The organism is Aliivibrio sp. S3MY1, from assembly GCF_028765575.1.
In the GTDB taxonomy this organism is placed as follows: Bacteria; Pseudomonadota; Gammaproteobacteria; order Enterobacterales; family Vibrionaceae; genus Aliivibrio.
Genome location: NZ_JARACO010000096.1, coordinates 1 through 791, shown reverse-complemented (window position 1 = coordinate 791; position 791 = coordinate 1). Strand labels below are relative to the sequence as shown.

The window sequence follows — 791 nt, the reverse complement described above, 5'->3', positions numbered from 1 at the left end:
TTCGCACGTGTTATTGCGGCGTTAACTGCTTCTTTGTTAATATTAGCTTCCAAATATGGTAATCATTCTCTTTGAGTAGTAGACTAATATTATTTCCGCATAAATGTGCGAGGTAAGCATGAAGTACGAATTATTAGTTTTAGCTGCAATGACACGATTGGAATCTCCAAATACTCAAGCTATCGTGGCTGCAACTGGGATTTCTGAACGTAAAGTACAATCCGTAGTTAACTCATTAGTTGAAAATTTAGGCTTAAATATTCAAAGAGAGCGCCAAGGTCGAACCTTCCGTTTTTCTATTAATAGCTGGGGTGTTTTTGAATCAGGAACAGCGATTCAATCTCAACTTAATAATATTGATTTGGTTATGCCAAGTAATTCAATACTTTCTTCTTACGAAGAAAAACATGCTTATTTCGAACAAGTCAAAATGGATAATTTTAGAGAAAGTATGCGTTTAGAGGGACATGATATTGCTAGTGATTTCGACTTATCACTAGATAGGGACGAACAACGTCAAATGTTGTTAAAAAAATACTCAAACGTAAATTCGTTAGAGGTGCTCAATGGCTGATAAATATGGGACAACGCAAGATCCTTATACTTACGAAAATAGTACGGTTCTTGTTAATAAACTCAATATCAGCAATGAAGCTGTATTAGAGGCTGCTGAACGTGATTTAACAACGTTAGCTGCAATGTATGTGGAGTTTCAATTGCCTCCTTACGATTTAAGCTATCTTCGTTCAATTCATCGCATGTTGTTCTCTGACCTATTTGAATGGGCAGGT

Annotated in this window: 1 protein-coding gene and 1 pseudogene; both read left to right on the top strand. The window is 36.0% G+C overall.

What is annotated here, in order from left to right:
• Positions 1–118: 118 nt before the first annotated feature.
• A complete protein-coding gene (locus PVK62_RS17395; RefSeq protein ID WP_274445619.1) occupies positions 119–574 on the top strand; it encodes a YhfG family protein in 456 nt (151 codons plus the stop codon).
• A pseudogene (locus PVK62_RS17390) lies at positions 567–791 on the top strand (cell filamentation protein Fic); the annotation flags it as partial. The gene PVK62_RS17395 and the pseudogene PVK62_RS17390, both read left to right, overlap by 8 nt.

Excerpts from the sequence above, each read along its gene's own strand:
- PVK62_RS17395 (WP_274445619.1), top strand. The coding sequence starts at position 119 with ATGAAGTACGAATTATTAGTTTTAGCTGCAATGACACGATTGGAATCT.